Consider the following 23,808-nt stretch of genomic DNA (forward strand, 5'->3'; position numbering starts at 1 on the left):
GTCGCTCTAACCGTGGTCCCTCTGACGAGGCGCGCCTGCTGGGCGTCGTCCCGGAGCGTTGCCTCGACTTCGTCGTGCTTCCGGACGCTTCTTCGGGCCGTGCGCGAGGTGCGCGGGGGGACGCCGACGAGTGCGCGGTGAGGTGATCGGCACCTCCCGAGGATCAGTTGTCGCGAGCGTGACCTTGCCGTCGTACACGGCGTGCATGAGGGCGATGTTCACGGCTACGCATCGCACTGCGAAGAGCAGGGCGTTTGCGGTTGTGCCGTTCACGCTTGAGCTTGCGCGCCGCAGGGTCGAGTGGGTGCGCTTGAGGTTCGCCATCTTCGCCTCGCTCGCGTTGCGCATCCCGTAGTGGGCGAGCCACTTCGTGGTGCCGTACAGGTACTTCTGGCGGAGTCCGAGCTGGTCGTCAGCGTCGACGGTGGGGGTGCGGTCGCACCAGCAGCCGTCTCCTTCCTTGCAGTTGGTCAGCGGGGCGTTGCTGTTCATGCGGCGGTGCGCGGCCATATTGACGCAGTTCACCCGACCGAGGTATGCCGGTCCCCGGTACTGCCAGCTGCCGTCGGGGCGAGGGCCGCCGTTCGGGACGAACGCGTATTGAGCACGCTCGTCGTACTTTGCCGCCAGTGCTCGCTTCTCGGCGTTGGTCATCCCGGGGTGATACCCGGGCAGCGCGCGGAGCCGCTTGGGCATGCCTCGGGTGAAGAGGGTGCCGTCGAGCATCAGGTGAGCGTCGAACTTGTCGTGTTTCAGGAGGGTCCGCTCTCGCTTCTGTAGTGGGTGCATGTCGTGCACCCAGGTGATGCCGCGTTCCTGCAGCGGGAGGACCCACCGTTCCGCGACGGCGAAGCTGTAGCCGCGGTCTGAGCAGAGCGTCTCGACGGTGAATCGCGGGTCGAGGGAGTCGATGAGTTCGATGCCGGCGTCGCCTTTGTGCTGTCCAGCGGGTTCGAACAGCATGCCGCGGATGAACTGCACGTAGTGATTCGCGCCGTACCAGCCGGCGTCGCAGAGGACGTGGGCGTCCCAGCCGAGGAACAGGCGGGACCTGTTGTGGACGACTGTGCGATAGCCGGCGCGGGCGTCTTTGTCGGGTGAGTAGATGTTGCGGCCGTCAAGACCAACCTCCCATCGGATCTTCTTCTCGGCGTCGGTCGGTTCGGCGGCGTCGTCGGGCACGTACTCGTCATCGCCGTCGCTGCGGCTGGGCAGCGCGAGCCAGGTCCCGGGTGTTTCGACGTCGGTGGAGTCCAGGGCAGAGACGGGTGTGGGTGGACACGCGTCGGGGATGGAGGCACCGATCAGTCGGTTGAGGATCCGGTTCCGGGTGGGAAGCCCGTCGTAGCGTTCGCGGATGACGCCGTTCGGTTGCACACGGTGCTGGGAGTCGGCGTCGTCGATGAGGTCGACGAACGCGTGGAACGTCGCCACGATCTTGTAGTACGACCAGCGGGGGTGGGTCAGTCCGACGCGGACTTTGTCCTGCTGTGACATGTCCGCTTCGATCCACCGCACCAGCGGCAGGAACGCCATGTCCCGGCTGGGGCGTTGGATCTGGTACGCGAGGATCAGTAACAGCACGGTCCGCATCGTCACCGTCCGCGCCGGTCCGGTCCGGTTGTTGTCGAACCGCAGGACCTGTTGCACGATCTCAGACCGGCCGACGACTCGGAGTGCGATCGAAACCGCACGCCGAACGGAGAGCAGGCGGAGCTGTGTGACGTGCTTCGGTAGCCGGCTGGAGGTCTCCGATTCCGGAGCCCCGTAGCGCAGCCATCCGATCGGCATCGGGGCGTCGGGCTCGTCCGTGTGCTCTGTGGTCGAGCTGACCGTTGTCGCGCTCATCGGTTCGTCTCCTGCTCGGCGGTCATGCTGTGGAGGTCGATGAGGTCGCCGGCGGGGTCGAAGTCATCCAGCCATGTCGGTTGCGCTCGGACGGCGGACAACAGCGCAGTTCGCGGTACGGGCCCACCCGGCAGGGGCGGCTGCGCGTGCGCATCGGCCGTGGCGTCCGTGTCCCAGTCCCACCCGTCGATCGCGAGAGGAAGCTGCACCTGCGCCCACGCTTCTCCGACGGGCGCTGGCTCGTGTGCTCGCCGGGCAGGAAGCGGAGGGCGAACGGTCTGTTCTCCGGCGAGGGTGTCACGACGGCGGTTGGCGGCGTTGCGGACGCGTGCCACGCGGCGACGTCGCGGCGGCCCGACGACGAGGCGTCGCGTACTGAGGGTGTGGGAGCGTCGGGCCAGAGTGGTCGGTGTGGTGCGGGTCACGGGGTACCTCCTGCGGCACGGCGGAGGTCTTCCGCTGCCAGGTGGGTTCGGTCGGGGAGAAAGAGTGCTGCCTCTTCGAATCGGTAGGTCTTGAAGCCGCCGTACTCGAAGAAGCGGTCGATGGTGAGGCCCTCGGCGAGGAGCCGGGTGGACCAGGTAGCCCGCATCCGTTCGGTGCGGGGACGGGGCGCCCACGCTGGAACGCGGAGCCGGGAGCGTGAAGGAGACATCGGTTCGCGCTGCTCGGGTCGGTAGTTACCGGTGATGGGACCGGTGGGGTGCTCCGAAGCCAGCTGCCGCAACATCGGCAGGAGGGGGGCCCACAGCGGCACGGTCCTGGGCCGCAGTCCGCCCACCGACACGCATGCCACTCCGTCGACGTCAACGAAATCTTTTGCGGAGATCTCGCGGATCTCCTGATTGCGGAGACCTCCAGCCAGGGCGAGTCCGATCCATCCAGTCGCGAAGCGCTGCAGGTAGGGCGTTGTCTGGACGGGCGGAAGTGCGAGCAGCGTCGTCACTTCCGAGTCGGTGTAGGGCTGCGGAAGTCGCGATGCTTGCCACGTCGGTGAGCGATGCCGTCGAGGTGGGCGCTGGAGGAGCTGCTCGCCGGCCGCGCGAAGCCGGGACCGGTACACGGCCCGCGTGGTGTCGGCGCGTCCCGGCGGAACCCCCCGCACCACGAAGGAGTCGATCACCCGGTCCACGAAGAGCGTTTCGATCTCGATGTCGAGCCCGGTTTCGTGTGCGTACAGCACGAACCCGGACAGAACTCGCATGTATGACAGGAACGCTCGGACCGTATTCGCCCGCGGCGACACAGACAGCAGCCACAGGCGGAAAACGTGCCGCCCTTCGGTCTGCCACCAGTCCCCGCCGTACATGGGCCAGTACTCCGCGATCAGTTCACCGCACGACGTCACCGGCACACCACCGATGAGCAGCGGGAGGAGCCGAGCTTCCGCTTCCCGCAGTTCGTCTTCGTCCATCACGCTCATCGGATCGTTCCGATCACCGGCGTGACGAAGGCACCCCTGGGGGTGACGGGGCGGGGTGGGACGGGGCGAGCGGGACGCGGTGCGCCTGGCGGGCGACGGCGGCGAGTAGGCCCCATGGGTCGTGGTCGTCGTCCCGCGGGTGCCGTGCTGGAACGAGTGCTGTTGAGGTGCCCATTTGTGGGCGGTGTAAAGCGAGCATGCGGAATCAGGCGCTCTTGACCGGAATTGGTAGACCGGATACGCTGATCGTGGTTTCCCTGCGAGGATCCACGAAGGCCACCCCAAGCATCCGCGCCAACGGATGGGGTGGCCTTCTGCATGTCCCGCGCATAGTGCGCAGTCATGTTTTCCCTGAAAGTCTGTGGGTGGCAGAAGGACGGTCGCTCGGCGGGTCAGGGATGGGAGATCATCCCCGCGCCGTTCACCGTCAGCTCGAGTCGTGCGTTCGCGGCACAGTGGCCCTTTCGTGACGAGGAGTCCGACGCTGCGTCGGCCTACGAAAAACGATAGGGCATGTCGGAATCCTGTCCACCGGGACACAAGGACGGCGCTCGCACTCAGGAAGTAGTTAAATGCGGCCTTCAGTAGGCTAGATCCGCGCAACCATGCGGATCCAGGGCCATCGATGCATGCGACTCGCCGACGACTCGCAAAACGCGTACTTTGCTCGCGGGGTGCCCTCATAAGCGACCTGCGGAGCATTTGTTACAGGCTCGTAGGTTTAACCGGGAATGCTCCCTACAGTACCTATTAAAGGCCGAGCGTCAAATTTCCGCAAAAGCCCTGATCGTCATTGCGTTACACCCACGCTCGCCAGACACCACTTACAGCCACAGACTGCTTCACTAAGCAGGACGGGAGAGCCGGCGCGCTGCCGCGATATCCCGCCGCTGCCACGCCAACTCCACGCAGCATTACCCCCGATTTGGGGGCAGCACATGAGCAACGCCTGGGAGAAAGAAAATCAGGCGACTGACCGGTTTTCACCCGGGCGTGTCGCGGCCCCTGCCGACCCCTTTACGGTCAGAGCCCGGCGCCCCCACCCGCGCTCCCACCAACTAGCCACCTCGCCAATCGTCAGCCGTGCCTCGCTCGTACTGTTCCCCCGCAGCGCTGCCCGCGCACCCGAGACCATCGGCAACACGAACAGTCGGGGCGCGGATCGGAACAGGCGGGGATGGCGCGCCGGCAAGCCAAGCGCTGCAAGCCCCGAGCGCCCCAGGGGCGATCCCAACGCAATTCCCTCCGCTGGCGCCGTCGCTGGAGCTTCACGCAGCCGCGTCCGCGCAGCGTCGAGCAGTATCTGAGCGGCCTCTCCCCACACACGCCAATCATGTTCGGCGCCATCCCCCAGTGCTACCGCAGTAGCGTTCGGGAGATCGAAACCCTCGAGGACGGAGGCGCGTTCAGCCTCTTCCTGAGCTACCAGCGCGACAACATCCGAGCCGGACTGCTCCCAGATCAGGTCGTGAAACTCTGCACTCGTAGCAAGCGCGGCGAGGAGCTTGCGACCGAACATGCCGGCGTAGGGTCCTACCGCTTCGAACGAGTGCAACAGCCATGCGCGGTCCGATCCGGTGGCACCAGCATCGATGCCGCACCAAGCGTGCAGCAACGGCTGACGCTCGAACGCTTCGCCGACGCCCAGCACGCCGATCAGACGGCCGTCGTGGCCGTCGTCCGCTACGAGCACGCGCAGTCGACGCCGCGTTCCCCTGCGCACCGGAACGCCCGCTCCGAGAACTACCCACCGCCAGAGAGCAGCGTCGGCTGATTCCACCTCGGACACGAGCACGAACCGCGGCCGCACCTTTGCTGGGTCGATCGCATCCTCGCGACCCCACCCCCACACCCGGAGATCAAGACCCGCATCCAACGCTTCGAGAGCGGCCCGCTCCCGAGTGCGCCCCTCCGCATGCTGCGTCACCCACTGGCGTCGAAGCGCGCCCCGCACGTCACCATCGACTGGCACGACACGGTCCCCGAAGAGACGAACGCCCTCCGCGCGCAACGCTCGAACGAAGGCTCGTCGGCGGCCGTCCGACCCGGAATCGCAAGGGGCCGCGGAGCGGGCGTCTGGAGACCACTCGCGTCCCCGCTTCGGCAACACGCCGGACACACGAGCGGCAGACGTATCGAGCATCTGCACGCCGCATCGCTGCTCGAACGGCGTCATGCGGAGGGCAACGCCGACGATGTCCCCGGCCCAGCTCGACATGCTCCCGGTCGTCGAATCTGTCTCGCCTCGACGACGGACGAGCCCCTGTGACACCGACCAAAACGCCCCGTCGAGCCCCGCCCGCACCGCGAACTTGCATACCACTGACGCCCACATGCGGTGGGCAAGAAAACCCCAGATCAGCTCGGCTGATGCCTGTCCAACGAGCGCACGGGCAAGCTTGGCGCGCACGGAAAAGCTCCGTGGGAACTTCCCCGCCCGCGCGGGAAAGCCTGCTGCGGAGCCGCGCAAGCACGCGGATCGGCAGGAAAAATCGTAATATGACACCTTCATAATTCCGAAAGGTGCCATGGCGGAGGGTGTGGGATTCGAACCCACGAGACATCTCTGCCCACCTGTTTTCAAGACAGGCTCCATCGGCCGCTCGGACAACCCTCCAGTGACGCGACCACGTGGCGAGACGTGACCGCGTCCCGGGAAGTCTAACGGGCCTCCCGTCCGCCGTGCGCGTCAGCGCAGATCAGCGCGGCAGGGAGTCGAGCGCCGCTGCCAGGCCGTCGTCGGACACGCCACCGGTGAGCTCGTTGCCCGCGTCGACGACGTCGTCCGGAGCCTGACCCATGACGACGCCGCGACCGGAGGTCGAGGCCCAGCGGAGCATGTCGATGTCGTTGCGGCCGTCACCCGCGGCGAAGACGCGGGAGCGCGGGATGTCGAGCCACTCGCGCACGCGTTCCATCGCGGTGGCCTTCGTCACGCCCTCTGGCGCGATGTCGAGCCACGCGGTCCAGCCGACCGTGTACGAGACCTTGTGCAGGCCCATGTCCTCGACGATCTGCAGGAACTCCTCGAGCCCGTGCTCCGGCGAGATCACGACGACGCGGGTGGCCTCGACCGTGAGCAGCTGGTCGAACGGCACCAGCTCGCCGGCGTTCGTCATCGTGTCGGCGGGGAAGTTCTCGGAGAGCCGGAAGTGGCCGGTCTCGTCCTCGACGCCGAAGGCCGCGTTCTCCAGGGCCCCGCGGATGGTCTGCAGGACGTCGCTCGGGTCGAAGTGCTCGACGTGGACGCGCTCGTAGGAGCCGTCCGGACGGCGGGCCAGGGTCAGCGCTCCGTTGGCGCAGACGAGGTACTTCGGCTCGATGCCGAGGGTCTCGAGCAACGGCACCGTCATGCCCTCGCTGCGACCGGTCGACAGCATGACCTCGTGCCCAGCGGCCTCGGCATCGCGCACGGCGGCGACCACGGCCTCGGTGATGACGCCGTCCTCGCGCATGGTGGTGCCGTCGATGTCGAGGGCCACCAGCCAGCGCTTCGTGCGGGCGGGAGCACCGGTGCCCGCGCCCTGCGCCGCACCGTCCACGAACCGCCCCTGCGCGCTCATCGGGGCTCGATCACCTCGACGCCACCGAGGTAGGGGCGCAGCACCTCGGGCACGACGACGGAGCCGTCGGCCTGCTGGTGCGTCTCGAGGATCGCGACGATCCAGCGGGTCGTCGCGAGGGTGCCGTTCAGGGTGGCGACCGGAGCCGTCTTGCCGCTCTCGGTGCGGTAGCGGATGTCGAGGCGACGGGCCTGGAACGTCGTGCAGTTCGACGTCGAGGTGAGCTCGCGGAACGTGCCCTGCGTCGGGACCCAGGCCTCGATGTCGTACTTCTTCGCCGCGCTCGTGCCGAGGTCACCGGCGGCGACGTCGATCACGCGGTAGTGCAGTCCGAGGTCCTGCAGCATCTGCTCCTGGTACGACACCAGCTTCTCGTGCTCGGCCTCGGCCTGGTCCGGGTGGACGTAGGCGAACATCTCGAGCTTGTTGAACTGGTGCACGCGCAGGATGCCGCGGTTGTCCTTGCCCGCCGACCCGGCCTCGCGCCGGTAGCAGGTCGACCAGCCGGCGTAGCGGTGCGCGGTGTTCTCGATGTCGAGGATCTCGTCGGCGTGGAAGCCGGCGAGGGCGACCTCGCTCGTACCGGTCAGGTACAGGTCGTCGGCCTCGAGCCGGTAGACCTCGGCCGCGTGCTCACCGAGGAAGCCGGTACCCGCCATGGTCTCGGGGCGGACGAGCGTCGGGGTGATGAGCGGCTCGAAGCCGGCGGCGATGGCACGGTCGAGACCGAGCGACATGAGCGCGATCTCGAGCCGGGCACCGAGGCCGCGCAAGAAGTAAAAGCGCGAGCCGGAGACCTTCACACCGCGGGGGATGTCGATGATGCCGAGGTGCTCGCCGAGGTCGGCGTGGTCCTTCGGCTCGAAGTCGAACTCGGGCTTCGTGCCGACGGTGCGGAGGGTCACGAAGTCTTCTTCGCCACCGGCCGGGACGCCGGGCAGGACGACGTTCGGGATGGCGCGGACGACCGAGTTGAAGGTGTCCTCGGCCGCGGTGACGGTGGCCTGAGCCTCCTTCACCTGCGCCGAGAGCGCCTGGGCCTGCTGCACGAGCGCGGCCTTCTCGTCCTTCGGGGCCTTGGCGACGGTCTTGCCGAAGGCGTTCTGCTCGGCGCGGAGCGACTCGAACGCGGTGATCGCGCTGCGGCGGGCGGCATCGGCGGCGACGGCCTCGTCGACGACGGCGACGGATGCGCGGCGGGCCTCCTGCGAGGCCTTGATGACGTCCGGGTTGTCACGAAGCAGCTGGGGATCGATCACCGCTCCATCCTAGAGGCGGCCACATCCACGTCGACCGTCCGCGCGGGGCTGTCCACGCGCAGCATCCGATCGGTACCGTTGGTCGCATGTCGACCCCTTCGGAGACCGCGCCCGCGGACCAGGACGCCCTCCCCACCGAGCACCGGACGGCAGCCGTGGTCTACAACCCGGTCAAGGTCCACCTGCCCACCCTCAAGGCCACCGTGGAGCAGCACCAGCAGGAAGCCGGCTGGGCCGAGACCCTGTGGTTCGAGACCACCGAGGAAGACCCGGGCGGCGGCATGGCCCGCGCAGCGCTCGACGCCGGGGCCGACGTCGTCGCCGCCGCGGGTGGTGACGGCACCGTCCGTGCGGTCGCCGAGGTCGTGCACGGCTCCGGTGCCGCGCTCGCACTGCTGCCGAGCGGGACGGGCAACCTGCTCGCCCGCAACATGAAGCTCCCCCTCGACGACCTGGCGAGCAGCGCCCACACGATCTTCTCCGGACACGACCGCTCCATCGACTTCGGACTGCTCGGCGTCGAGCGACCCGACGGCGCCCGCGAGCAGTTCGGCTTCGTCGTGATGGCGGGCCTCGGGCTCGACGCCCGGATGATCGCGAACACCCGCCCCGAGCTGAAGAAGCGCGTCGGCTGGCTCGCCTACCTCGACTCGCTCCTGCGCTCCGTGCGGGACACCGACGGCTTCGAGTTCAAGTACCGGCTCGACGACTCGGCCCGCAACGGGTCGGTGCGGGCACACTCGGTGATCGTCGGCAACTGCGGCATGCTGCAGGCCAACGCGATGCTCCTGCCCGACGCCGAGATCGACGACGGGGTGTTCGACATCGTCGTGATGCGGCCCCGCGGGTTCTTCGGCTGGGTCCGGATCGGCGCGCGGGTGTTCTGGGAGAACGGCATCCTGCGCTGGTTCCGACGCTCGGCGCTGTCCGACACCCTGATCGGCCGCCGCATCACCACGGCGGCGAAGCAGGAACGTCCGCTGCGCTACATGCGCGGCGAGGAGTTCACGCTGCGGCTCGAGAAGCCCGACGAGTTCGAGATCGACGGCGACCCGGTGGGCGAGATCACGGCGTTCCGCGCCCGGATCGACCCCGGTTCGCTGACGGTCAAGGTGCCGACGGTCGAGCCGCGGCCGAGCTGGGTGCGCGGCCGCAAGCGCTGAGCCGGGAGCTGGCCGCGCTGCACCGTGCGGGGTTGTTCGGCCTGTGCGCGGTTGCGCGGGCCGGGCGATCACGCACCGTGCGGGGTTGTTCAGCACGTGCGGGGTTGTGCGGACCGGGGTGATCACGCACCGTGCGGGGTCGTTCGACTGGTGCGCGGTTGCGCGCTCGGTGCGAGGTTGTAACGGCGCACGGAGCGGGCAACCTCGCACCGGCCGACAAGAGCCGCACCGTGCGCCAGACGCGCCGACCGACGAGCCAGCGCCGCGCGTCAGCCCGCGTCGGGCTCGCCGGACACGATCGCGCGCAGCCAGTCCCGCGCCTCGACGAACGCCGCGTCGGAGTAGCGCGTCGGTACCTCGGGCTGCACGCCGTCGGCCCGCGGGTACGACCCGAGGAACGTCACGCGCGGGCTGAACCGGCGCAGCCCGAGCAGGGCGTCGGCCACCCGCTCGTCCTGCACGTGGCCGTCCAGGTCGATGACGAACCGGTAGCGGCCGAGCTCGTCGCCGATCGGGCGCGACGACAGCAGCCCCATGTTGATGCCGCGGGTCGCGAACTGCTCGAGCATGTCGACCAGGGCGCCGGGGTGGTCGGCGGGCAGCTCGACGATGACGCTCGTCTTGTCGGCGCCGGTCGGCTCGGGCAGCGCAAGCGTCTTCGACACGAGCACGAAGCGGGTGACGGCCGAGGCGTTGTCGCCGATCGACGACGCGAGCACGACGACGTCGTGGTGGTCGGTGATGCCCGGCGGGGCGACAGCGGCGTCGGCGGTGGGGTTCGCCTCGAGCAGGGCCAGCGCGGCCGCGACGTTCGACGACGCCGGGATGTGGCCGTGGCCGGGCAGGTTCGCCTCGAGCCAGTTGTGGGTCTGCGCGTACGCCACCGGGTGGGCGTTCACGGTGCGGACGTCGGCCAGCGTGGTGCCGGGGCGCGCGACGAGCACGAAGTCGACCGGCACCAGGTACTCCCCCACGATCCGCACGCCGGGGATGCGGGCGAGGGCGTCCTGCGTGGCGCTGACCCCGCCGTCGACGCTGTTCTCGATCGCGATCACCGCGCCGACCGAACGGCCGGACATGACGTCGTCGAGGGCCTCACCGACGTTGTTGACGCTCCGCCACGGCTTGCCGGCCGCGGCCTCGACGAGCTTGAGGGCCGCCTCGGTGAAGGTGCCGGCCGGTCCGAGGTAGGAATACGTGTCGGACGGCGCGGCGGGGTCGGTCATGGGCCGAGCCTATTGCAACGACCGAGCGCACCAGCCGAGTCGGCCGACGCCGGCAGCACGCCGACCGAGAACGCTCAGTCGGTGCTGGCGCCCGTCAGCCGCTGCTCGCAGATCGCGGTGTCGTCGTCGTCCCGCGGGTACGTCAGCGCCGCGAACCGCCCCTCGGGGTCGAGCCGCGTCAGCAGTGCGGCCGCGATGCCGTCGAGCTGGACGACCTGCTCCTCGCTCAGGGCATCGATCACCACGTGGCGTGCGGTGCGGACGTGGTCGGGTGCTGCCTCGACGATGGTGGCGTAGCCGGCGTCGGTGAGCCGGACGTCGGTGGCCCGGCGGTCCGAGGTCGACGGGCAGCGGGTCACGAGTCCGCGCTTCTCGAGGCGGGACACCACGTGCGACAGCCGCGGCAGCGAGGCGTTCGTGGCCGAGGCGAGCGCCGACATCCGCAGCGTGCGGCTGTCGGTCTCGGAGAGCATCGCGATGACCATGTAGTCGAAGTGCGTCAGGTCGGCGTCGCGCTGCAGCTGTTGGTCGAGCGCCGCCGGCAGGAGTTCCATGACGGCCACGAGCTTCATCCACGCGCGCAGCTGCTCGCGGGTGAGCCACGGGGTCTCGTCGGTCATGTCGTCATCCTACCGAAAGGTTGTCGCTTTAACCAGTGGTCCGCGAGCCGCGCACCGCAGACCGCCGCGCCCGCACCACCCCGACGACGAGCACCGCCACGACCACGAGCAGCAGCACGCCCTCGACGATCAGCAACCGCGTGCCGTAGTCGAACGGCAGGATCGTGGGGTTCTTCTGCCCGTGCCGCTTCGCAGCGATCTCGGGCAGCACCACGAGCGCGAGCACGCTGCCGAGCACGATCGCCGCCTGCACGACCACGAGCACCCAGGCCCGCAGGGACCGACCGGCCCGCCGGAGCAGCAGCCCGGCACCGACGACGAACGGCGACAGGATCGCGTCGTGCAGGATGACCGCACCGAGCAGCCAGGCGGCCAACCCACCGATGCGCTTCGGCGACACGGAGGTCACGAGGACGGACGCCCCGAACGCGATCACCAGCACGCCGACCACGACGAGCACGATCCGCGCGGCCTTCACCGCAGCACCTCGATCTTCTCGATCCACTTGGTCTGCAGCACGCCCGGCCGCCCCGGAGCGATGACCCGCGCCGGGAATCCGTGGTCCAGGTCGAGCGTCGAACCGTTCAGTTCGAGCGCCACCAGGGTCGTCGGGTCCTCGGCGTACTCCGGCCCCATGTCCATGATCCGGTAGCCGCCGTGCCGCTCCAGGCTCGTGACCCGCACGTGCGAGCCGGGTTCGGCCTGCACGGCACCGAGCAGGTCGCGCATCCGGATGCCCTTCCACGTCGCCATCTGGCTCCACCCCTCGACGCACGAGATCGGCAGGTCGACCTCGGTGGTGCCGAGGGCGACGAGTTCCGCACGCACGAAGGTGCGGGTCACGTCGGGTCCGACGACCGTCAGGGTCCAGTCCGCGGCGGTGGCACTGGCGAGCACGCCCGCCGCGCGGGCGGTGCGGTTGACCGGCAGGCCGTTCGCGCCGAGACCGCGCTGGCGCGCTCCGAACACGTTGAACGGTTCGGCGAGCTTGGACGACTGCCCCGCCGTCAGGGCGACGACGCCCACGACCGCGGCCGTCACGCCGCCGAAGAACCCGCGTCGCGCGATCCGCTGACGTCGGCCCTGTGCACGCTCGTCGACCGACCGGGAGGCCCGGGTCGGCTCCGCCGTGTCGGCCGCCGGTTGCGCGGCGACCTCGTCCACCCCGTCGATCCAGCGGAACACGCGGCCCAGCAGGCCGGGTGCCGTGGACCCGGCGGTCTCGGCGACCGCAGCGTGCGGGGCGGACGCGGGCCGGGCCTCCCGGGTCGGCGGAAGGAGCTCGCTGCCGGACGCGGGGTCCGCGATGAACCGGCCCTGCTCGTCGTACGAGTCCCGCTTCCGCCAGTAGCGGGCGATGACCGGCAGCTTGGCCGCGATGTGGATGACGAGCGACCCGATGATCACGTACGCCATCGCGTTGTGCACCTGGCGGAACGGGAACGGCCACGGGTACCACTGGTACGTGTTGAGCAGACCGGTCGTGACCTGGATGATCGACGCCGACACGAGCACGGCGATCGAGAGTCGCTCGAACAGGTGCAGCACGCCGCGCACCGGCGGCACCTGCACCAGCGCGGGCATGACGGTGTTGAGCTTCGCCAGCAGCAGCGGGATGATCGCGATGCCGGTGGTGATGTGCAGGCCCTGCGTGAACTGGTAGAGCTGCGTCGGCCGGGTCGGGAACCGCATCCAGCCGAGGGGCTCCTGCAGCAGGTGACTGTAGATGCCGGTGCCGAAGCAGACCACGAACGCCAGGCCGAGCAGTCGTCCGAGCACCACCGCGGAGCGCGCGTTCCGGTTCGGCGAGGCCAGTGCGGCCCGCGCCTCGAACAGCAGGTGTCGTACGCCCGCTAGCCTCGACGGACCATGAGCGACCGACTGCGTGCCGTCCGACCGTCCTCCGCCGTCGGTCCGGGTGCCCGTCTCGCCGTCGTGGGAGCGGTCGTCGGAGTCCTGGCCCTCGCGGGCGTCATCGCCTTCGGCGTCACGCATCTGGGGTTCCTCCGTTCCGACACTCGTTCGTCATTCGTTGCCTGGACGCTGATCGCTTGGACGGTGTTCGTGATCGCCGTGCTCGCACTGCGCTTCGTGCCCGCCCGGTGGATGACCGCCGTGGTCGTGGTGGGGGCGGTGGTGGTCGGGCTCGCGGCGTTGGCCGGTCCCCCGAGCACGAGCACCGACTCGGCACGGTACGCGTGGGACGGCATCGTCCAGCATGCCGGTGTCTCACCGTACGCGCACACCCCCCAGTCCACGGCACTGTCCGGTCTTCGGCCCGACTGGCTGTTCCCGGACAAGGTGGACGGCACGTGCGACGACCTCAAGCCCCGGTTCCGCGGCCTCGGCGACGGCGCGGACGGCCACTGCACCGCGATCAACCGGCCGGACGTGACGACGATCTACCCGCCCATGGCGCAGCTCTGGTTCGCCGCCGTCCGCGCCTTCGTGCCGGCCACCGCGCAGTACCTGCCGTTCCAGGTGGCGGGCCTGCTGCTGTCCCTCGTGGTGACCGTCGCCCTCGTGGTGGTGCTGCGGAAGACCGGTCGCCCGACGTGGTGGGCCGCGCTCTGGGCCTGGTCGCCGTTGGTGGCGTCCGAGGCCGTGACGAACTCGCACGTCGACGCCCTGGGCGCGGCGCTCGCGACCGCGGGTGCCGTGCTCGTCGCGTTCGGCCGACCGATCTGGGGCGGCATCGCACTCGGAGCGGCCACGGCCACCAAGCTCATCCCGGCGATCGTGTACCCGCCGTTGCTCGGCCGGTGGCGGTCCTGGTGGGCGATCCCGGTCGGCATCGCCGTGTTCGGGCTGCTCTACGTGCCGTACGTGCTGACGACGGGGCTCGACGTGCTCGGGTACCTGCCGGGGTACCTGAGCGAGGAGGGCTACGAGGACGGCTCGCGGTTCGCCCTGGTGTCGATGGTCTTCCGGGGCGACGCCGCGACCGTGGTGGTCGGGCTCGCCGTGCTGCTCGCCGCGTTCGTCGCGTGGCGCCTGTCCGACCCGTCCAGGCCGTGGTCCGGCGAGGTCCTGATGATCGGCGTGACGTTCCTCGCCGTGACCCCGCGCTACCCCTGGTACGCGCTGCTGCTCATCCCGTTCGTGGTGCTGTCCGGCCGGTGGGAGTGGCTGTCGATCGGACTCGCGATCGCGCTGCGCGGGGTGTGGCCGTCGACGGACGCCTACCGGTGGTGGCTGCTCGCCGCGGTGGCCGTCATCGTGGTGGTCACGCTCCTGCGCACGAGCCGGTCCGACTGGCGGCGCTGGTGGGAACGGCTGTCGTTCCGGCGCGTCGAGCACGTACGCTGAGCCGCATGGCACCCGCGACCCTGCTCGGCACGACCGTGGACCCGGCGTCCGCCGGACTCGTCGACCGCTTCGGGCGTCGCGCGATCGACCTGCGGGTGTCCCTGACCGAACGCTGCAACCTGCGCTGCACCTACTGCATGCCGGCCGCCGGGCTGCCGTTCGCCCCCGACGACGCACTGATGACCGCTACGGAGATCGAGCGACTGGTCCGCATCGGATCGTCGCGGTTCGGCGTGCGCAAGGTGCGGTTCACCGGCGGCGAGCCGATGCTCCGGCACGACCTGGTCGACGTGATCGCCCGCTGCGCCGCACTGCCCGACGCCCCGGAGCTGTCGCTCACCACGAACGCCATCGGCCTCGCCCACCGCGCCCAGGCCCTGTACGACGCCGGGCTGCGGCGCGTGAACGTGTCGCTCGACACCGTCGACCCCGACGTGTTCACCACCGTGACCCGCCGCCCGTTCCTCGACAAGGTCATCGCCGGACTGTCGGCCGCACACGACGCCGGCCTCGACATCAAGGTGAACGCGGTGCTGCTGCGCGGGATCAACGACGAGGCCGCGCCGGAGTTGCTGCGCTGGTGCCTCGACCGCGGCTACGAACTGCGGTTCATCGAGCAGATGCCGCTCGACCCCGACCACGCGTGGGACCGCACCGAGATGGTGACCGCGACCGAGACCCGTGCGCTGCTGGCGTCGTCGTTCGTGCTGACGCCGGACGATGCCCCGCGCGACGGCGCCCCGGCCGAGCGGTACCGGGTGCAGGACGCGCGCTCCGGTGCGCCACTCGGCACGGTCGGGATCATCGCGAGCATCACCGAGTCGTTCTGCGCCGACTGCACCCGGACCCGGTTGACGGCCGACGGCAACGTCCGGAGCTGCCTGTTCTCCGACGCGGAGACCGACGTGCTCGGTCCGATGCGCGCGGGGGCCTCCGACGACGAGGTGGCCGAGCTGTGGCGCCGGGCGATGTGGGCGAAGCCGCGGGACCACGGCGACGACAGCGACGAGCTCGTGCACCCGACGCGCGGCATGAGTGCGATCGGCGGCTGAACGATGACCACGATCCGGTTCTTCGCCGCTGCCCGGGCGGCGGTCGGCGTCGACGACCTGTCCACGACGGCTGCGACGATCGACGAGGCCCTGCGCGAGGTCACCGCCACCGACCCGTCGCGTTGGAGTGCGTTGCAGGAGCGGTGCTCGTTCCTGGTCGACGGCGTGACCACCCGCGATCGCAGCACCGTGCTGTCCGGGGTCGCGGTCGTCGACGTCATGCCCCCCTTCGCCGGCGGCTGAGCGGCGCTCGTTCCTTCCCAGAACGCACGCGATGCCTGTTGCTTCCGGGCGTACCGGGTCAGAACTTTCGACCAGGTACGCCCGAATCGACCAGGTACGCCGCCGCCGCCCCGCCCCCGCGCCCTACGGCGAGACGGACAGCACGATGAACGCGGCGAAGATCACCAGGTGCACCCCGCCCTGCAGTCGCGTCGCACGGCCCGGCAGCACCGTGAGCACCGCGGCGACGATCGTCAGGGCGAGCAACACGATCTGCGACGGCCCGAGCCCCAGCAGCAGCGTGCCCGGCATGAACAGCGACGCGACCGCGATCGACGGGATCGTCAGACCGATCGACGCCATGGCCGACCCCATCGCCAGGTTCAGGCTCGTCTGGATCCGGTTCCGGGCGGCGGCCTTCGACGCGGCGATGCCCTCGGGCAGCAGGATGAGCAGGGCGATCACGACGCCGACGAACGACGGCGGGAAGCCGACCGCGGCGACGCCGGCCTCGATCGCGGGCGACTCCACCTTGGCGAGCCCGACCACGGCGACCAGGGCGACGACCAGCAGCCCGAGCGACACCATCGTGGTGCGACCGGACGGGCGTGCGGCGTGGACGTCCTCGGACTCGACGAGCACCCCGCCGGCACGGTTGACCGGCAGGAAGAAGTCACGGTGGGCCACGGTCTGCGTCACGACGAACAGTCCGTAGAGCACGAGCGACGCCACGGCCACGAAGACCAGCTGCGTGCCGGTGAAGGACGCGTCGTCGGTGCCGGTGGTGAACGTCGGCAGCACCAGGGTCAGCACGGCGAGTGCGGCGACCGTCATCGTCGCGGCACTGGCGCCCTCCTGGTTGAACCGCACGGTGTTGTGCCGGAGCGTCCCGATCAGGATCGCGAGGCCGACCAGCCCGTTCATCGTGATCATCACGGCCGAGAACACCGTGTCGCGCGCCAGGGTCTCGGCCTGGGCACCGCCGGAGCTCGACAGCGAGATGATCAGCGCGACCTCGATGATCGTGACCGCGACGGCGAGCACGAGTGACCCGAAGGGTTCACCGACCCGGTGGGCGACGACCTCGGCGTGGTGCACCGCCGCGAGCACGGTGGCGGCGAGCACGACCGCGACGATCGCCACGACCACGGTGCCGAGTCCGTAGCGGCCGTACGAGAACGCGAGCACGACGGCCGCCAGGATCGGGATGGCCACGGGCCACGCCTTGGGGAACCAGGAGGTCATCCGACCATTGTCTCAACCGCGCGGCGCGTAGACCGCCAGTTCGGACGCGGGAACGTCCACGTGGACCGCGTCACCGGGTCCGATCCCGAGTGCGGTGACCCGCGCCAGGGTCAGGTCCGCGACGAGGTCCCCGGCGCGCACCCGCACCAGTCCGTCCCGCGGTTCGAGCGACGTGACGGTGCGCACCGGCCCGGCGCCGTTCCGCGTCAGCCGGGCGGCCGTCGGGTGGAAGGCGCCCAGGGCGGGCCGACCGGGAGGCACGGCGTGCGTCCCCGACACCAGCTCGCCGCCGCCGTCGGTCGCGATCCCACCCACGGTGGCGGTCCCGCGCACCAGCGCGAGCCCGGAGAACGCCGCCGCGAACGCACTCGTGGGCCGTCCGAGCACGGCGGCGGGGGTGCCCTCCTCGACGATCCGGCCGTGCTCGACGACGACGACCCGGTCGGCCAGGGCGACGACCTCGACCGGGTCGTGCGTGACCAGGAGGCTCGGGCGCCCGGCGATCGCGGTCCGGAGCGCTGCACGGACCTCGTCACGTGCGGCGACGTCGAGCGCCGACGTCGGTTCGTCGAGCAGCAGCACCGCCGGGTCGGTGGCCAGCGCCCGCGCGATCGCGACGCGTTGGGCCTGCCCGCCGGACAGCGTGTCCGGGGACCGGTCCGCCAGGCCGTCGGCGCCGACGGCCGCCAGCGCACGGAGCGCGCGGGTCCGGGCGGCTGCTCGTCGGACCCCGGCTGCCCGCGGGCCGAACGCCACGTTGCCGATCACGTCGAGGAACGGGAACAGGTCGGGCCGCTGGGCGACGAGCCCGATGCGGCGGCGGTGGGCGGGCACGGTCCGGCTGTGGTCCGCCACGACGGTGCTGCCGAGGACCACCTGCCCGGCGTCGATCGGCAGCAGACCGGCCAGGGCCTCGACCACGGTGGACTTGCCCGCGCCGTTCGGCCCGATGACCGCAACGCACTCCTCCGCGCCGACCTCGAGGGCGACGTCGACGTCCCGCCGCTCGACGACGATCCGCGCCGCGACCCCGGTCACGTGGCCACGCCCCGGGTGCGGAGGGACGAGGCACCGATGACCACGACGGCCACCACGACGAGCACGACCGCCAGGGCCACGGCGGTGTCGGGGTCGACCTCGCGCTGCAGGTAGATCTCCAGGGGCAGGGTCCGGGTGACCCCCTGCAGGCTGCCCGCGAAGGTCAGGGTCGCGCCGAACTCGCCGAGCGCACGCGCGAAGCAGAGCACCAGTCCGGAGACGATGCCGGGCAGGACCCGCGGGGTGGTGACGGTCAGGAACGTGCGCGTGGGGCCGGCACCGAGGGTCGCGGCGACCCGCTCGTACCGGTCCCCCTCGACGCGGAGCGCCCCCTCGATCGCGGACACCAGGAACGGCATGGCCACGAACGTCTGCGCGATGACGACCGCCGTGGTGGTGAACGCGATGTGCAGCCCGTGGTCGTCGAGGAACGCCCCGACCACCCCGAGGCGGCCGAACGCCGCGAGCAGTGCGAGTCCGCCGACGACGGGTGGCAGCACGAGCGGCAGGAGCACCACGGCGCGGGCGACCCCGACCCACCGTGAGCGGGACCGCGCGAACAGCACGGCGAGCGGGTAGCCGAGCACGAACGCGACGGCCGTGGCGGTCAGTGCCGTGCCGAGGCTCAGTCCGAGTGCGGTGAGCGATGCCGTGGAGGTGACGAGGGCGACGAACGACGACCAGTCCACCCGACCGAGCATCGCGAGCACGGGCACGACGACGAACAGACCGCCCAGCACCGCGGGCAGCGGGAGCCACCAGGCGACCGGTGGCCGTCCCTCAGCCCGCGAGGCCACGGGTCACGGCTTCCCGAAGCCCGCGGCGGCGAGCACCTTCTGGCCGGTGGCGGAGCGGACGTAGTCGGAGAACGCCTGCGCGAGCTCCGGGTCCTCGGACTCCTTCAGCACGCCGATCGGGTACGTGTTGACGGCCTTGCTCGACTCGTCGAACGGGACACCGTCGACCTTGCCGTCGGCGCCCTGCACATCGGTCACGTAGACCAGCCCGGCGTCGGCCTGACCGGACTCGACCTTGCCGAGCACGTCGGTGACGGACTGCTCCTCGCTGACGGGTCGCAGGTCGACGCCCGCGGCGGACTCGACCTTCGCCGTCGCGGCACCGCACGGCACCGGCGCGGCGCACGTGACGAGCTGGACGCCGGACCCGGTCAGGTCGTCGAGGCCCGTGATGCCCTTCGGGTTGCCCGGCGCGACGGCGATCTCGAGGACGTTCGTCGCGAAGTCGCGCGGGGACCCGCTCGCCAGGTCGGTCGAGGACAGCTTCGCCATGTTCGCCTCGTCGGCGGAGGCGAACACGTCGGCGGGTGCACCGTTCTGGATCTGGGTGACCAGGTCGCTCGAGCCCGCGAACGAGAACTCGATCGAGGCGCCGGGGTTCGCGAGCTCGAAGTCCTTGCCGAGCGTGGTGAACGTCTGCTGGAGCGAGGCCGCCGCGAAGACCGTGATCGAGCCGGTCGCACCGCGGTCCGTCGCGGTCGTCGACCCCGACGAGGACGACCCCGCCGGGGCGTCGGTGGTCGAGCACGCCGACAGGCCGAGCGCCGCGACGACGGCGAGGGGCACGAGCAGCGAGCGGGAACGACGGCTCATCGGAGGTCCTCCTGGAGTGCGGGCGCCTCGACGGCGACCATCGTGGCCTTGACCGACGCGACGGCGACGGACCCGACCTCGAGCCCGAGGTCGCGCACCGCCTCGGCGCTCATGAGCGAGACGACGCGGTGCGGGCCGCACTGCAGTTCGACCTGCGCCATCACGGTGTCGACGACCAGGTCGGTGACGATGCCGACGAACCGGTTCCGCGCCGAGCTCTTCACGCCCGACGCCGGATCGGCGAGCTCGGTGCTCCGCGTCCGGGCGTACTCGGCCACCTGCCGACCGTCGACGACCGCTCGACCGGCCTCGTCCGTGGTCCGGTGGAAGGTGCCGCCGTCGACGAGTCGGCGCACGGTGTCGTCGCTGACACCGAGGAAGGCAGCAGCATCGCGGATCCGCAGTTGCGACATGATGTGACGATCCTAGCCGCGGAAGCGGCGCCATGGACCCGATCCGTGTCGGATCAGGCGGTGCGCTCGATCGCCACGGGCAACCCCTCGCGACGCCAGGCCTCGAACCCGCCGTCGAGGACCGCCACGCGCCTCCAGGCCGGCTGTGCGGCAGCCCATGCGTCCGCACGCGGGCCACGGGCGCAGTAGACGACCACGTCCGCCGCGTCGGCGTCGCCGGCGACCACGTCACCCGTGACGGCACCGGCGACCACGCCGTCCGCGCGTTCGGCGTCGGTGCGCACGTCGACGACGACCACCCGGTCCGTCGGGTCGGCCAGACGTGCGGCGAGCGCCGACGGGGCGATCCGGTCGGCGCCGGCGGGAGCGACCACGACGGGTCGTCGTGATGCCGGGCCACGCCGGACGACGCTCTCGCTCCACCGCCACCGGCGGGCGTCGACGGTCAGGACCCGTCCGAGCAACGGTTCCCCGGTGCCGGTGACCAGGGCGAGCACCTGTCCGGCCATCACCGCTCCGACGGCGCCGCACAGTGCGGGAACGACGCCGTCCAGGGCGCAGGATCCCTCGTCGGGCAGCGCCTCCGGGTGCAGGTCGTGGAAGTCGACGCCGTCCGGCCCGGCGTCGCGGAACACGCTGACCTGCCCGTCCTGGCCGAGGACCGTGCCCCACACGAACGGCACACCGGCGTCGGCGCAGGCGTCCGAGACCGCCCGGGTGACCAGCACGGAGTCCGCCGCGTCGACGACCACGTCGTGCCCGGCGACGAGTTCCGGGGTGAAGGACCCGACCACGGCGACCGCGTCGAGTTCCGGGTCGACGGCGCGGGCGCGGGCCACGGCGACCTCGGCCTTCGACGAGCCGACGTCCGCCGCCGTGAAGAGCGTCTGGCGCGCCAGGTTCGTCGCGTCGACCACGTCCGGGTCGACGACCGTGAGCCGTCCGACACCGGCGAGGTACGCGACGACGGGCGCGCCGAGGCCGCCGGCGCCGACCACCAGGACGCGTGAAGCGGCCAGACGGCGGAGCCCGTCGGCGCCGACGTCGGAGAGGGCAGCGGTCCGCGAGCCGAGCCGTGTCCGCCACGGGGAGAGCGCTGCGACGGGGGCGACGAGGGGGTCCATCCCGTCATTCTGGCCGGTCGCACCGAATCCCTGCATGTGAATGCTCAGCGGGTGGACGCGGCGGATGCTCAGAGCCGCTCGGTACGGTCGCGGGCGTGAGTTCCCCCCGCACCGGCACCGTCACGGTCCGACGCACGACGTCGGACGCGTCGACGCGAGCACGGCTCCGGGCACTCGCCCTGTCGACCGTGCAGACCCTGGCGCGTGCGCCCGAGATCACCGTCGGGGCGGTCGGTGTCGTCGTCGCCGCGGCCTTCACGTGGGTGCCGTCGGTCTGGTACGACGAAGCCGCCACCCTGACGAGCGCGCAGCGCAGTTGGCCGGCGCTCTGGGCGGAGCTGCAGAACGTCGACGCCGTGCACGGCCTGTACTACGCGCTCATGCACGTCTGGCTCGCGCTGGTCGGGTACTCCCCGTTCACGCTCCGCTTCCCCAGCGCCCTGGCGATCGGGATCGCCGCCGCGCTCGTGGTGGCGCTCGGCCGGCGGCTCGGCGGCGTCCGGCTCGGGGTCGTCTCCGGCGTGGTCTTCCTGCTGCTGCCCCGCGTCGCCTGGGCCGGGACCGAGGGCCGCCCCTACGCGACCGTCACCACACTCGCCGCGCTGCTCACCCTCGTCGGGCTGACAGCGGTCCGTCGCACCCGGGCTCGGCACCACGCGACGCGGTGGTGGGTCGTCTACGGGGCGCTCGCAGCGGTGGCCGTCCTCTTCAACGTCTACCTGGCCCTCGCCGTCGTGGCGCACGGCGTCGTGCTCGCGTGGACCGGCGTCGCCGACCGGGCGGCCCGCCGGCAGGCGTCGGTCACCGACCGCAGCGGTGCGGTGCCCTCGGCGATGGTGGACCGTGCCGTCGCCGTCCGCTGGGCCGTCGCCGCCGTGGCCGCAGCCGTGGTGGTGCTGCCGTTCATCGGCCTCGCTGCGGGGCAGGCCAAGCAGGTCGGCTGGATCACCGGCATCGGGTGGGCCACGCTGCGCCAGGTGTTCGCGACCGCGTGGTTCGGGGTCGTCTACCCGTACGCCGCCGTCGCGTGGCTGCTCATGATCGTCGCGGTCGTGCTGACGGTCCGCGCGGCCCGACGCCCGTCATCCGGAGCCCGCGAGGTGCTCCGCATGCAGGCCGTCCGTGTCGCCGTGCCCCTGACGGTCGTGCCCACCGCGCTGCTCGTCGCCGCGACCGCCGCCGGAGAACACCTGTACTCCCCCAAGTACGCCAGCCTGAGTCTGCCGTTCGTCGCGCTCCTGATCGGACTCGCGATCACGGCGCTCCGTCCGCGGCGCTGGGTCGCCGTCGCGGTCGCCGCGATGGTCCTGCTGTCCGTGCCGACGAGCACGATCGTGCGACTGCCGCACGCCAAGCAGTCCTCGCACTGGGCGAACGCGGCGGCGATCATCGAACGCGAGCGGGACGTGACCACCGACGCCGACGAAGGGGTGGTCTACGGCAGCGTCTGGGGGCACCCGACCGCGACCGCGCAGGTCATCGCCGACGCCTACCCGGAGGCCTTCAGCGGCATGCGGGACCTGGCGGTGGCGAGCACGGGCGCGGAGCGCGGTCAGCTGTGGAACGTGAACGGCGACATCGCCACGACCGTGCCGGCACGCCTGACCGACATCGACACCGTGTGGTTCGTCGGCGCCACGTCGCGGAACATCCGACCCCAGGTCTCCGAGACGCTCAAGGACCAGGGCTTCCACGTGGTGCGGTACTGGCACACGGACACGGTCATCCTGTGGAAGTACAGCCGCTGACGGTCGTCGCCGTCAGTGCACGACGCGGGCGCCGTGCACCGGACCGGTGGCCCGGAGTGCGACGAGACCGGCTGCGCTGAGCTCGACCTGCAGTTCGAGCGCGGCGTCACGGTCCCCGACCAGGAACGCCACCGTCGGTCCGCTGCCGGACACCAGTCCCGCGAGCGCCCCGGCCTTCTCGCCGAGTTCGAGCGTCGACGCGAGTCCGGGCTGCAGCCGCATCGCCGGGGCCTGCAGGTCGTTGTGGACGCAGTCGGCGAGCAGGTCGGGGTCGCCGGCGCGGAGCGCCTGGAGCACGTTCGACTCCACCACGGGGTGGGACGGCGCCGGTGCGATGTCGGCGCGGTAGCGCTCGCGGTGCTCGTCGAGCGCACGGTAGACGGCCGGGGTCGACAACCCGTCGTCGCTCAGCGCGAGGACCCAGTGGAACTCGCCCTTCGCCAGCGCCGGGCTGAGTTCGTCGCCGCGCCCGGTGCCCACGGCCGTCCCGCCCGCGAAGGCGAACGGCACGTCCGCGCCGAGCTGCGCGGCCAGGCGGAGCAGTTCCTCGCGACCGAGGGCGGTGCCCCAGAGCGTGTCGACGGCGAGCAGCGTGGCCGCGGCGTCCGCCGAGCCCCCGCCCATGCCGCCGGCCACCGGCACCTGCTTGTCGATCGTCAGCCGGACCCCGCCCTGGTGTCCCGCGGCGTCGGCCACGAGCCGGGCTGCACGGATCGCCAGGTTCGACTCGTCGACCGGCACGTTCGACGTGTCGATCGGCCCCGTGAACGTCACCGAGAAGTCGTCGGCGGGCTCGGCCGTGACGTCTTCGTACAGCGACACCGCCTGGTACGCCGTGGCCACGTCGTGGTAGCCGTCGTCCTGCAGTGCACCGACGGACAGGAACACGTTGATCTTGCCGGGGGCGCGCGTCCGCACGCGGGTCGGGGCGGCCAACGTGGTCAT

22 protein-coding genes and 1 tRNA gene are annotated in these 23,808 nt (G+C 71.0%); 5 read left to right on the top strand and 18 right to left on the bottom strand.

Annotation, left to right across the window (positions count from 1 at the left end):
• Positions 1-6: 6 nt before the first annotated feature.
• From EDF63_RS17165 to serS, 7 genes are all read right to left on the bottom strand, one after another.
• Positions 7-1,593 carry a hypothetical protein gene (locus EDF63_RS17165; protein WP_185021495.1) on the bottom strand — a complete coding sequence of 529 codons (1,587 nt, stop codon included), beginning with the start codon at positions 1,591-1,593 and terminating at the stop codon, positions 7-9.
• A 251-nt stretch (positions 1,594-1,844) separates the two neighbouring features.
• The gene (locus EDF63_RS17170) at positions 1,845-2,057 is read right to left on the bottom strand and encodes a hypothetical protein (protein WP_123314214.1); all 213 of its coding nucleotides are present in this window, start codon (positions 2,055-2,057) and stop codon (positions 1,845-1,847) included.
• Positions 2,058-2,269: 212 nt separating this feature from the next.
• Positions 2,270-3,271 carry a tyrosine-type recombinase/integrase gene (locus EDF63_RS18800; protein ID WP_185021496.1) on the bottom strand — a complete coding sequence of 334 codons (1,002 nt, stop codon included), beginning with the start codon at positions 3,269-3,271 and terminating at the stop codon, positions 2,270-2,272.
• A 964-nt stretch (positions 3,272-4,235) separates the two neighbouring features.
• Positions 4,236-5,801 (bottom strand): Druantia anti-phage system protein DruA, encoded by a 1,566-nt coding sequence (locus EDF63_RS19145; protein WP_395872328.1) that lies wholly within the window; start codon positions 5,799-5,801, stop codon positions 4,236-4,238.
• Positions 5,801-5,888, bottom strand: a tRNA-Ser gene (locus tag EDF63_RS17180). Before EDF63_RS17180 ends, EDF63_RS19145 begins: the two co-directional genes overlap by 1 nt.
• A gap of 82 nt (positions 5,889-5,970) precedes the next feature.
• On the bottom strand, positions 5,971-6,834 hold the full coding sequence (locus tag EDF63_RS17185; RefSeq protein ID WP_123314216.1) for an HAD-IIB family hydrolase: 864 nt from the start codon (positions 6,832-6,834) through the stop codon (positions 5,971-5,973).
• A complete protein-coding gene (serS, locus tag EDF63_RS17190; protein WP_123314217.1) occupies positions 6,831-8,093 on the bottom strand; it encodes a serine--tRNA ligase in 1,263 nt (420 codons plus the stop codon). The genes EDF63_RS17185 and serS overlap by 4 nt, the downstream gene beginning before the upstream one ends.
• 86 nt (positions 8,094-8,179) lie before the next feature.
• On the opposite strand from serS, the gene EDF63_RS17195 reads away from it, so the two are divergent.
• Positions 8,180-9,256 (top strand): diacylglycerol kinase family protein, encoded by a 1,077-nt coding sequence (locus EDF63_RS17195; protein ID WP_123314218.1) that lies wholly within the window; start codon positions 8,180-8,182, stop codon positions 9,254-9,256.
• A 269-nt stretch (positions 9,257-9,525) separates the two neighbouring features.
• Here the strand turns inward: EDF63_RS17195 and pheA are convergent, their stop codons facing one another.
• The 4 genes from pheA to EDF63_RS17215 form a co-directional block, all read right to left on the bottom strand.
• Positions 9,526-10,482, bottom strand: a complete 957-nt coding sequence (gene pheA, locus EDF63_RS17200; protein ID WP_123314219.1) for a prephenate dehydratase — start codon at positions 10,480-10,482, stop codon at positions 9,526-9,528.
• A gap of 74 nt (positions 10,483-10,556) precedes the next feature.
• Positions 10,557-11,102, bottom strand: a complete 546-nt coding sequence (locus tag EDF63_RS17205) for a MarR family winged helix-turn-helix transcriptional regulator (protein ID WP_123314220.1) — start codon at positions 11,100-11,102, stop codon at positions 10,557-10,559.
• Positions 11,103-11,130: 28 nt separating this feature from the next.
• Positions 11,131-11,580, bottom strand: coding sequence for a hypothetical protein (locus EDF63_RS17210; RefSeq protein WP_123314221.1), 450 nt, complete (start codon positions 11,578-11,580; stop codon positions 11,131-11,133).
• On the bottom strand, positions 11,577-12,884 hold the full coding sequence (locus tag EDF63_RS17215; protein ID WP_123314222.1) for a molybdopterin-dependent oxidoreductase: 1,308 nt from the start codon (positions 12,882-12,884) through the stop codon (positions 11,577-11,579). The genes EDF63_RS17210 and EDF63_RS17215 overlap by 4 nt, the downstream gene beginning before the upstream one ends.
• An 87-nt stretch (positions 12,885-12,971) precedes the next feature.
• Between EDF63_RS17215 and EDF63_RS17220 the strand changes: the two genes are divergently transcribed.
• Genes EDF63_RS17220 through EDF63_RS17230 form a run of 3 tightly spaced genes read left to right on the top strand, consistent with a single transcriptional unit; the run spans position 12,972 to position 15,706 of the window.
• On the top strand, positions 12,972-14,411 hold the full coding sequence (locus tag EDF63_RS17220; protein WP_123314223.1) for a glycosyltransferase family 87 protein: 1,440 nt from the start codon (positions 12,972-12,974) through the stop codon (positions 14,409-14,411).
• A gap of 5 nt (positions 14,412-14,416) precedes the next feature.
• The gene (gene moaA / locus EDF63_RS17225) at positions 14,417-15,463 is read left to right on the top strand and encodes a GTP 3',8-cyclase MoaA (RefSeq protein WP_123314224.1); all 1,047 of its coding nucleotides are present in this window, start codon (positions 14,417-14,419) and stop codon (positions 15,461-15,463) included.
• A 3-nt stretch (positions 15,464-15,466) separates the two neighbouring features.
• Positions 15,467-15,706, top strand: a complete 240-nt coding sequence (locus EDF63_RS17230; protein ID WP_123314225.1) for a MoaD/ThiS family protein — start codon at positions 15,467-15,469, stop codon at positions 15,704-15,706.
• 123 nt (positions 15,707-15,829) lie between these two features.
• Here the strand turns inward: EDF63_RS17230 and EDF63_RS17235 are convergent, their stop codons facing one another.
• The 6 genes from EDF63_RS17235 to EDF63_RS17260 are packed head-to-tail and all read right to left on the bottom strand — an operon-like array spanning position 15,830 to position 21,115.
• The gene (locus EDF63_RS17235; RefSeq protein WP_123314226.1) at positions 15,830-16,930 is read right to left on the bottom strand and encodes a calcium:proton antiporter; all 1,101 of its coding nucleotides are present in this window, start codon (positions 16,928-16,930) and stop codon (positions 15,830-15,832) included.
• Between the two features lie 12 nt (positions 16,931-16,942).
• A complete protein-coding gene (locus EDF63_RS17240) occupies positions 16,943-17,968 on the bottom strand; it encodes a sulfate/molybdate ABC transporter ATP-binding protein (RefSeq protein WP_123314227.1) in 1,026 nt (341 codons plus the stop codon).
• Positions 17,965-18,765: an ABC transporter permease gene (locus tag EDF63_RS17245; protein WP_123314228.1), complete on the bottom strand. Its 801-nt coding sequence runs from the start codon at positions 18,763-18,765 to the stop codon at positions 17,965-17,967. The genes EDF63_RS17240 and EDF63_RS17245 overlap by 4 nt, the downstream gene beginning before the upstream one ends.
• A 3-nt stretch (positions 18,766-18,768) precedes the next feature.
• The gene (gene modA / locus EDF63_RS17250; protein WP_123314229.1) at positions 18,769-19,578 is read right to left on the bottom strand and encodes a molybdate ABC transporter substrate-binding protein; all 810 of its coding nucleotides are present in this window, start codon (positions 19,576-19,578) and stop codon (positions 18,769-18,771) included.
• On the bottom strand, positions 19,575-19,991 hold the full coding sequence (locus tag EDF63_RS17255; RefSeq protein ID WP_123314230.1) for a molybdopterin-binding protein: 417 nt from the start codon (positions 19,989-19,991) through the stop codon (positions 19,575-19,577). The genes modA and EDF63_RS17255 overlap by 4 nt, the downstream gene beginning before the upstream one ends.
• 53 nt (positions 19,992-20,044) lie before the next feature.
• A complete protein-coding gene (locus EDF63_RS17260; protein ID WP_185021499.1) occupies positions 20,045-21,115 on the bottom strand; it encodes a HesA/MoeB/ThiF family protein in 1,071 nt (356 codons plus the stop codon).
• A gap of 95 nt (positions 21,116-21,210) precedes the next feature.
• On the opposite strand from EDF63_RS17260, the gene EDF63_RS17265 reads away from it, so the two are divergent.
• The gene (locus EDF63_RS17265) at positions 21,211-22,863 is read left to right on the top strand and encodes a glycosyltransferase family 39 protein (RefSeq protein ID WP_123314232.1); all 1,653 of its coding nucleotides are present in this window, start codon (positions 21,211-21,213) and stop codon (positions 22,861-22,863) included.
• Between the two features lie 12 nt (positions 22,864-22,875).
• Here the strand turns inward: EDF63_RS17265 and EDF63_RS17270 are convergent, their stop codons facing one another.
• Positions 22,876-23,808: a 4-(cytidine 5'-diphospho)-2-C-methyl-D-erythritol kinase gene (locus EDF63_RS17270; protein ID WP_123314233.1), complete on the bottom strand. Its 933-nt coding sequence runs from the start codon at positions 23,806-23,808 to the stop codon at positions 22,876-22,878.

Source organism: Curtobacterium sp. JUb34, from assembly GCF_003755065.1.
In the GTDB taxonomy this organism is placed as follows: Bacteria; Actinomycetota; Actinomycetes; order Actinomycetales; family Microbacteriaceae; genus Curtobacterium.

Bases quoted from the DNA above. Each gene is read 5' to 3' on its own strand.
- EDF63_RS17165 (WP_185021495.1), bottom strand. From the start codon at position 1,593: ATGCGGACCGTGCTGTTACTGATCCTCGCGTACCAGATCCAACGCCCC.
- EDF63_RS18800 (WP_185021496.1), bottom strand. From the start codon at position 3,271: ATGAGCGTGATGGACGAAGACGAACTGCGGGAAGCGGAAGCTCGGCTC.
- EDF63_RS19145 (WP_395872328.1), bottom strand. From the start codon at position 5,801: ATGGCACCTTTCGGAATTATGAAGGTGTCATATTACGATTTTTCCTGC.
- EDF63_RS17185 (WP_123314216.1), bottom strand. From the start codon at position 6,834: ATGAGCGCGCAGGGGCGGTTCGTGGACGGTGCGGCGCAGGGCGCGGGC.
- EDF63_RS17195 (WP_123314218.1), top strand. From the start codon at position 8,180: ATGTCGACCCCTTCGGAGACCGCGCCCGCGGACCAGGACGCCCTCCCC.
- pheA (WP_123314219.1), bottom strand. From the start codon at position 10,482: ATGACCGACCCCGCCGCGCCGTCCGACACGTATTCCTACCTCGGACCG.
- EDF63_RS17205 (WP_123314220.1), bottom strand. From the start codon at position 11,102: ATGACCGACGAGACCCCGTGGCTCACCCGCGAGCAGCTGCGCGCGTGG.
- EDF63_RS17220 (WP_123314223.1), top strand. From the start codon at position 12,972: ATGAGCGACCGACTGCGTGCCGTCCGACCGTCCTCCGCCGTCGGTCCG.
- moaA (WP_123314224.1), top strand. From the start codon at position 14,417: ATGGCACCCGCGACCCTGCTCGGCACGACCGTGGACCCGGCGTCCGCC.
- EDF63_RS17230 (WP_123314225.1), top strand. From the start codon at position 15,467: ATGACCACGATCCGGTTCTTCGCCGCTGCCCGGGCGGCGGTCGGCGTC.
- EDF63_RS17235 (WP_123314226.1), bottom strand. From the start codon at position 16,930: ATGACCTCCTGGTTCCCCAAGGCGTGGCCCGTGGCCATCCCGATCCTG.
- modA (WP_123314229.1), bottom strand. From the start codon at position 19,578: ATGAGCCGTCGTTCCCGCTCGCTGCTCGTGCCCCTCGCCGTCGTCGCG.
- EDF63_RS17255 (WP_123314230.1), bottom strand. From the start codon at position 19,991: ATGTCGCAACTGCGGATCCGCGATGCTGCTGCCTTCCTCGGTGTCAGC.
- EDF63_RS17260 (WP_185021499.1), bottom strand. From the start codon at position 21,115: ATGGACCCCCTCGTCGCCCCCGTCGCAGCGCTCTCCCCGTGGCGGACA.
- EDF63_RS17270 (WP_123314233.1), bottom strand. From the start codon at position 23,808: ATGACCACGTTGGCCGCCCCGACCCGCGTGCGGACGCGCGCCCCCGGC.